The sequence below is a fragment of the Streptomyces sp. MS191 genome (genome assembly GCF_008042125.1).
Taxonomy (GTDB): Bacteria; Actinomycetota; Actinomycetes; order Streptomycetales; family Streptomycetaceae; genus Streptomyces.
Genome location: NZ_RDBI01000085.1, coordinates 1 through 6,735 on the forward strand (window position 1 = coordinate 1; position 6,735 = coordinate 6,735).

Annotated in this window: 6 protein-coding genes; 4 read left to right on the forward strand and 2 right to left on the reverse strand. The window is 74.9% G+C overall.

What is annotated here, in order from left to right; translation table 11 throughout:
- Positions 1 to 255 precede the first annotated feature (255 nt).
- The 3 genes from EAO71_RS35020 (at position 256) to EAO71_RS35030 (ending at position 2,645) form a co-directional block, all read left to right on the forward strand.
- Positions 256 to 1,002 carry a hypothetical protein gene (locus EAO71_RS35020; RefSeq protein ID WP_147981865.1) on the forward strand — a complete coding sequence of 249 codons (747 nt, stop codon included), beginning with the start codon at positions 256 to 258 and terminating at the stop codon, positions 1,000 to 1,002.
- Between the two features lie 335 nt (positions 1,003 to 1,337).
- Positions 1,338 to 2,048 carry a lysophospholipid acyltransferase family protein gene (locus tag EAO71_RS35025; protein WP_147981866.1) on the forward strand — a complete coding sequence of 237 codons (711 nt, stop codon included), beginning with the start codon at positions 1,338 to 1,340 and terminating at the stop codon, positions 2,046 to 2,048.
- A gap of 111 nt (positions 2,049 to 2,159) precedes the next feature.
- Entirely contained in the window at positions 2,160 to 2,645 is a 486-nt protein-coding gene (locus tag EAO71_RS35030; RefSeq protein WP_147981867.1) for a hypothetical protein, read from the forward strand.
- Positions 2,646 to 2,713: 68 nt separating this feature from the next.
- Here the strand turns inward: EAO71_RS35030 and EAO71_RS35035 are convergent, their stop codons facing one another.
- Positions 2,714 to 4,225, reverse strand: coding sequence for an MFS transporter (locus EAO71_RS35035; protein ID WP_147981868.1), 1,512 nt, complete (start codon positions 4,223 to 4,225; stop codon positions 2,714 to 2,716).
- A gap of 194 nt (positions 4,226 to 4,419) precedes the next feature.
- Between EAO71_RS35035 and EAO71_RS35040 the strand changes: the two genes are divergently transcribed.
- Complete coding sequence (locus EAO71_RS35040; protein WP_147981869.1) at positions 4,420 to 4,875, forward strand: MarR family winged helix-turn-helix transcriptional regulator; 456 nt, start codon at positions 4,420 to 4,422, stop codon at positions 4,873 to 4,875.
- A 41-nt stretch (positions 4,876 to 4,916) separates the two neighbouring features.
- Here the strand turns inward: EAO71_RS35040 and EAO71_RS35045 are convergent, their stop codons facing one another.
- Positions 4,917 to 6,665, reverse strand: a complete 1,749-nt coding sequence (locus EAO71_RS35045) for an NlpC/P60 family protein (protein WP_147981870.1) — start codon at positions 6,663 to 6,665, stop codon at positions 4,917 to 4,919.
- Positions 6,666 to 6,735 lie beyond the last annotated feature (70 nt).

Sequence of the window (6,735 nt, forward strand, 5' to 3'; positions counted from 1 at the left end):
CGCGTGGACCGGCGGGTGCACCCGGTCGACCGCCGCGTGACGCGCGCCCACGCCCGCCCCGGCACGGGGAGTCGTGGATGATGGAGTGATGTTGATCCGCACGGAGAGGACACCGCGGCCACCGGGAGCCGTCGCCCCGTGCTGACGGCCCGCCCGGGAGGGCAGCGGCGCAGACACGCACGGATCCCGGAAGGCAGCGCACAGGGCCCAGAGGCCAGAGCACAGAGAGACCGTCACGACGAAAGGAAGCGCACCGTGAACCCGGCCGAGGAGGCACGGCACCCGCTGAACTCCGCCAGCGTCCAGAACACCAAGCAGACCGTCCTCGAACTCCTCGGCCGCGCGGGAGTGTTCGGGGACGAGGCCGCGATGCTCGTCGCGCTGGTCGAGGCCGGCGCCCTCACGGAGGCGCACGGCGAGCTCGGCAAGATCGGCGGCGAGCTCCCGCACGGACGCGGTGAGGAGTACGCCGACGGCTGGTCCGACGGCGCCCGGGCGGCCGGTGCCGCACTCGGCGGCATCGCCGACCGCCTCCTGCAGGAGGCGACCGCGACGGGACCCCACGGGGGCTCCCGGGCGGACGGCCGGCCGCTGCCCCCGGTCGGATTCGTGGACGTGGAACGGGCGAAAGTCGCCGTGACCCCGCTGTACCTGGTCTTCGCCCACGCCTCGGACTTCGACCCCGAGGAGTCGGACCGGGTGCTGACCGCCGTGCTCGGCACCATGAGCGCCCTCGAGCGGGCCGGGTACGCGGGGCGGCTGGACGAGTTCACCCGCGCCCACGGCGAGCGGCTGACGCGGCTGTACGCGGACTACGGTCCCGGCAGCGCCGTCGGCATCCACAGCCGCTACTCCCTGGCCCACTCCCCCAGCGGCATCGCCGTACTCGAACGCCTCAGTACGGCACCCGAGGAGCTGCGCGCCGCCTGGGACTCCGCGGAGCTGCCCCCGGCGTGGCTGGAGGGCCTGGCCAAGGCCTGGGGAGACATCCCGGCCGCCTGACGGGTTCCCCGACGCCATCGGCGTGCCCGTGCGGCACGGGCCCGGCCGGTCGCGCCCGGCTGCCTGCCGGGAGCAGTCGAGGCCCGGGCCTCAGGACGAGTGGGCGACGGGGCGGGCCGGGAGGACGGCCCGGTCGCGCGCCCCGGGCGGGCCGGGCGCCACCGGGAGACGGAAGCGGAGGCGGTCCGAAGGGCGGCACGGGCCGGTCGGGTGTCGACCACGACGGTTGAGTACCGCGGTTGAGTACCGCGGTTGAGTAGCGCTACTCAGGTCCGCGGCGGGGGCACGTCAGCACGATGGAGGCCAGTCCCGTCGAGCTCAGGAGACCCGCGCACATGCTCAGCCGCCTCGCCGACGCCGTGGTGCCCGCCTTCGGACGTCTGACGGTCACCACCGACCCCGGCGCCGCGCTCGCCCCCGGCAGCGTCGTCGTCGCGAACCACACCTCGCTCGCCGACCCCGCGATCGTCCTCGCCGCACTGCGCCGGCTCGGCGTGGAGCCCGTCGTCCTGGCGACCGCGGGACTGTGGCGTGTACCGGTGCTCGGCCGCGCCCTGGAGCGCGAGGGGCACGTCCCGGTGCACCGGCGGGACCGGCGGGCCGCGGACGCCCTGACCGGCGCGGCCCGGGCGCTGGACCGGGGGCGCGTCGTCCTGATCTACGGCGAGGGCGGCCTGCCGCGCCGCAGGGACGCCGGGGAGGCGGCGCCCGAGGACTTCCGCAGCGGACTGGCCCGCCTCGTCGAGCGGACGGGGGCGCCGGTGGTGCCCCTGGGCCAGGCGGGCGCCCGGCGCGTCACGTCAGGCGGCGGCGCCAAGCAGCTCGCGGGTCTGTTCACCGCGCCGCTGCGCCGGCCGCGGCTCCATGTGCACGTCGGCACCTCGCTCGAGTTGACGGGCGGTGACTGCGCCGAGCGCACGGCGCGGGCCCGCGAGGCCGTGACGGCCGCGTGGCGGACGGCGGCCGCGCACCTGGGCGAGCCGGTCGCACCACGGTCGCTCGCCACGGCGGGAGCGGCGACGGCCGCCGCGCGCACCGGCCGCTGACCGGCCGGACGACCCGGCCTGGGGGCGGTCGTCCCGTGCGCCGTTCACTCATCACGGTGGTGCGGTGTCCCACCGGGCCGCCGGGGCGTCGCGGTCGGGCACCGTGGCGCCATGCACCTGCGCCGCGTCACTCCGCCCCTCGCCATGGCCGCGCTTCTCGTCACCACCGGCTGCGTGGCCGTCCCCGACGTCCCGGCACCGGCCGTTCCGACGCCCGCCGCGGGTCCGGTCCCCGCCGCCGTACGGCCTCCGGCTCCGCGGCCCGCCTGGCCGGTGCCCGCGCAGCCGGCACCCCGGGAGACGCTGGCCGCGACCGAGCCCTTCGGGCCCGAGGAACCCGCCCGCGAGGCGCGGGCGGGGAAGACTCCGGGGCAGGCGCGGGAGCGGACGCGGCGCGGCACGGACGAGGCGGCGAGGACACCCCGGCGCCGGAGCCCGGCCGTCACGCCGGTGCCGAAGGGGCCGGACCGCGTCCGGCCCGGGAAGCAACCCGCGGGGCAGGCCCCGAGCCTGCGGTCCCTGTGCCGGCAGGCGGACGGCTCCCAGGCCGTCCCGCCCGAGATCGTGGACCTGTGCCGGGCCACGTACGGCCGCTGACGCCTGCACCGTGCCGTGGCGGACGCGGGCGCCGGCTCGGCACGGTGCTGTCGCAATTCGGCGGGCGTTCAGGCCGTGGCGCCGGACGCGGGGCGCGGTGCGGTGCCGGCGTCCGGACCCGCCGCGACCGGCTCCGCGGCGGTGTCACCCGTGCGGGCATCCGCCGAATCCACCGCGTCCGCGCCGGCGGTCGGCCGGGCCGGGATCAGGAACGCCACGACCGCGGCCGCCAGCCCCACCCCGCTGCCGATGATCATCGCGGTGCGGAAGCCGGCCTCGGACGGCAGCAGGTGCCCGCCGAAGCCGGTCGTCATCTGGGCGAGGACCACACCGATGACGGCAGCCGAGACGGAGCTGCCGATGGAACGCATCAGGGTGTTGAAGCTGTTGGCCGACGCGGTCTCCGACTGCGGGACCGCGCCCATGATGAGCGCCGGCATCGCCCCGTACGCGAGCCCCACGCCGGTGTTGCAGATGAGGGTGACCACCAGAAGTCCGCCGGTGGATCCCATCAGCGGCAGGGAGGAGGCGTAGCCGGCGGCGATGACCAGGCTGCCGACGCCGAGGGTGATCTTGGGGCCGCGGGCCGCGGTCAGCTTGGCGCCGAGCGGGGCCAGCACCATCATCATCAGGCCCGCGGGGGCCATCCACAGGCCCATGGCCAGCATCGACAGCCCCAGTCCGTAGCCGGTGGCCTCGGGCAGCTGGAGCAGCTGGGGCACCACCAGGGACTGGGCGTACATCGCGAACCCGACGAGGATCGAGGCGGCGTTCGTCATCAGGACCTGGGGGCGGGCCGTGACGCGCAGGTCGACCAGGGGCTCCGCGATGCGCAGCTCCCACGTTCCCCACGCGAGGAGCACGACGAGCGCGGCGCCGAGGAGGCCGAGGGTCGTGCCGCTCGTCCAGCCCCAGTCGGAGCCCTTGGAGACGCCGAGGAGCAGACACACGAGGGCGCTGCCCAGGCCGATCGCGCCCAGGAAGTCGAAGCGTGCCGCCGCGGGCCGGGCGTGGTCCGCCGGCACGCGCAGGGCGATGAGCACGCCGACGGCCAGGCTGAGGGCCGCGGCCACCCAGAAGAGCACGCGCCAGCTGGAGTTCTCGGCGACGCCGGCCGAGAAGGGCAGGCCGAGTGCGCCGCCGACGCCCATGGACGCGCTCATCAGGGCGATGGAGGAGCCGAGCCGCTCCACCGGCAGGACGTCGCGCAGGAGGCTGATGCCGAGCGGCACGACGCCCATGCCCAGGCCCTGCAGTCCGCGGCCGACGATCATCGGGACCACGGAGGACGACAGGGCGCAGACGACCGAGCCGAGGACGAGGGGCGCGACGGACACCAGCAGCATGCGCCGCTTGCCGTACATGTCGCCGAGCCGGCCGGCGACCGGGGTCGCCACCGCGGCGGAGAGCAGGGTGGCCGTGACCACCCACGACGCGTTGGAGGCGGTGGTGTCGAAGAGCCTCGGCAGGTCGCCGATGAGCGGCACCACCAGCGTCTGCATGAGCGCGGCCACGATGCCCGCGAAGGCGAGGACACCGACGACACCACCGGGGCGGGCGTCGGTCTTGGAGCCGGTCACTGGTTCTCCCTACGGCATGGGGCGGGCGTGATGTCGCCCGGATGATCGACGTGCAGCATACACATGCCTTGCATCATGCATGCTTCGTGTATCGTGCACATCACGGCCGGCGGCGCACCGGCCGCGATCAGGGGAGCGGAGGCGAGGGAATGCCGATGGCCAGGTCACGGGAAAGGCTTGGGAAAATGCCTTCCATGGAAAAGCCCACGCACCTGATCGAGTTCGAGACCATGCTGATCGGGCGGCACTCGCATCTGTTCAACCCCGGCGCGCGCAGCGCGGAGGGACGGCTCGACCGGAGTGCGTACGTCGTGCTGAACCGCATCCGGATCGACGGGCCGATGTCCATCGGGCAGCTCAGCGACGCCTTCGGGCTCGACGCCTCGACCCTCAACCGGCAGACCGCCTCGATGCTGAAGGCCGGGGTCGTGGAGCGCATCCCCGACCCCGACGGCGGCATCGCCCGCAAGTTCACCATCACGGACGAGGGCCGGCGCCGCCTGGACGCCGACCGCTCCGCGAACCTCCACGGCCTGGAGAAGGTGCTGGCCGACTGGTCGCCCGACGAGGTCGCCGACTTCGCCGCCTGCCTGAGGCGGTTCAACAGCGACATCGAGCGCCTGGAGGGACGCCCCTGGCCCCGCCCCTGAAACGGGGCGCCGCACCGCGGACAGGAGGCGTCCCCCGCCCGTCAGATGCGGTGCACCGTGTGCAGCCTCTTCGCGTAGGTGCCCGTCCCGTCCAGCAGCGAGGCGCCGCCCAGATCGGCCATCGTGGGTCCGTTGCCGGTCTTGCGGCTGGAGAGGAAGCGCCGCTTCCCCGCCCCGTCCAGGCCGAGGTAGATGCCGACGTGGTCGACCGTGACCGTCGGGGCGTCATCGCCCGAGTCGGCGTTGAACAGCACGAGGTCGCCCGGCTGCAGAGCCTGCGCGGCGGGCGGGTTCGTGCCGTCGGTCCGGTCGACGCGCACGCCGGGCGCGTAGTCCGCCATGTACCGGGAGGCACGCGGGATCCGGGTCCGGGAGGTGTCCTGGCCCGCGGCCATCGGCACACCCATGTGGTAGCCGAAGACCATGCGCGTGTAACCCGAGCAGTCGAGGTTGCCGACCTGCTGGGCGCTGGGTCCGGTGTACGCGCCGTCCGGGAAGGTCCAGCCGATGCCCATGTACTCGTGGAAGTCGGCGCCCTCGTAGCGGTAGCCCTGCGGGTCCAGGTAGCCGTAACCGGCCGCTCCCAGCACCTGCTTGTCCGCGGCCGGGCCCGCCCCGCCGCGCACCGCCGGCGCGTCGGCCAGGAACATGGCCGCGTACGACAGCACGTCGGGCTCGGTGGAGCCGGCCCACCCGCGGATCACCTGCTCCAGCTCCGGGGTCCAGGTCCCGTCGAAGGGCTGCGGCAGCACGCGGACCCAGTCGCGGTGGGTGACGCTGGGCGGCGCGTCCCAGGTGGCGGCGTCCACCTGGAAGCGGCTCACGGTCAGCTTGACCGGCAGGTTGGTGCAGCCGTCGTTGGCGAGCGCCCGCAGCCCCACCCGCCCCTTGGGGGAGCCCGCGTCGGTGACGTCGACGGTCCACGCGGCCGGCTCGGTCGTGTCGCTGCGCCACGCCTTGACCCGGACGCGCTCGCCCTCGCGGAGCACCCGGATCGTCCAGTTGGTGCCCGCGGGCACGCCCGTGGCGACGGTGACCGCGGGGGCGAGCGGTGCGACGGCGTCGTCGACCTCCTTCTCGACGTGCAGCTCCACGGCACCCGTGGTGAGGAAGGAGAGCCGGGCGCGACGGTTGGTGTGGACGTCCACGTATCCGAAGGTCAGCGCGTACGAACAGGCCTGCCCCGTGGGGACCTTGTCGAACCTGGCCACCGCGCGCACGTCGACGTCGGTGATCTCCGCGTCCCGGAGACTGGCGTGCCGGCTCGCGAAGTCGGTGGTCAGCGTGATGACACCGCCGCCGGGGACCACCGCGTAGTCCGTGTCGACGGGCCCGAGCGTGCTCCAGGCACCGCCGCCCGGCGACGTGCCCCAGTACGCCCGGTCCGCCGCGGGGAGCGACAGGTCGGGCAGGGTGCGCTGGAAGTCGTCCACGAAGGGCTTCTTGTTCTCCGTGAACGTCCGCTCCGGCCCCGGCACGACGACCGTCCGAGCGCCGTGGGTCAGCAGGGCCACGCGCCGGCCGCCCGAGGTCACCTCGGTGCGGACCGGCGTGCCCGGCAGCACCGTGGCGGTGAGCGTGCCGCCGAGCGTCAGCCGGGTGAAGTACGAGGCGTCCAGCGGAGGTTGCGTCACGGACGAGCGAGGCGTGGCGAGTCCGGCCGGGGGAGCCGTCGCGGCCGCGGCGGCGGTGGCGGCGCGGGCCGGAGCGGCGGCGAGGCCGCCGAGCGGGACGGCGGCGGCGGTGGCCGCGAAGGCGGCCAGCAGACCGCGTCGGGAGGTGTTCGGCATGTGATCATGATCCGATCGCGCCGCGCGCACGGTGACACCACCCCACCCCCCTGTCCGATGCCTCACGATG

Excerpts from the sequence above, each read along its gene's own strand:
- EAO71_RS35025 (WP_147981866.1), top strand. The coding sequence starts at position 1,338 with ATGCTCAGCCGCCTCGCCGACGCCGTGGTGCCCGCCTTCGGACGTCTG.
- EAO71_RS35030 (WP_147981867.1), top strand. The coding sequence starts at position 2,160 with ATGCACCTGCGCCGCGTCACTCCGCCCCTCGCCATGGCCGCGCTTCTC.
- EAO71_RS35040 (WP_147981869.1), top strand. The coding sequence starts at position 4,420 with ATGGAAAAGCCCACGCACCTGATCGAGTTCGAGACCATGCTGATCGGG.
- EAO71_RS35045 (WP_147981870.1), bottom strand. The coding sequence starts at position 6,665 with ATGCCGAACACCTCCCGACGCGGTCTGCTGGCCGCCTTCGCGGCCACC.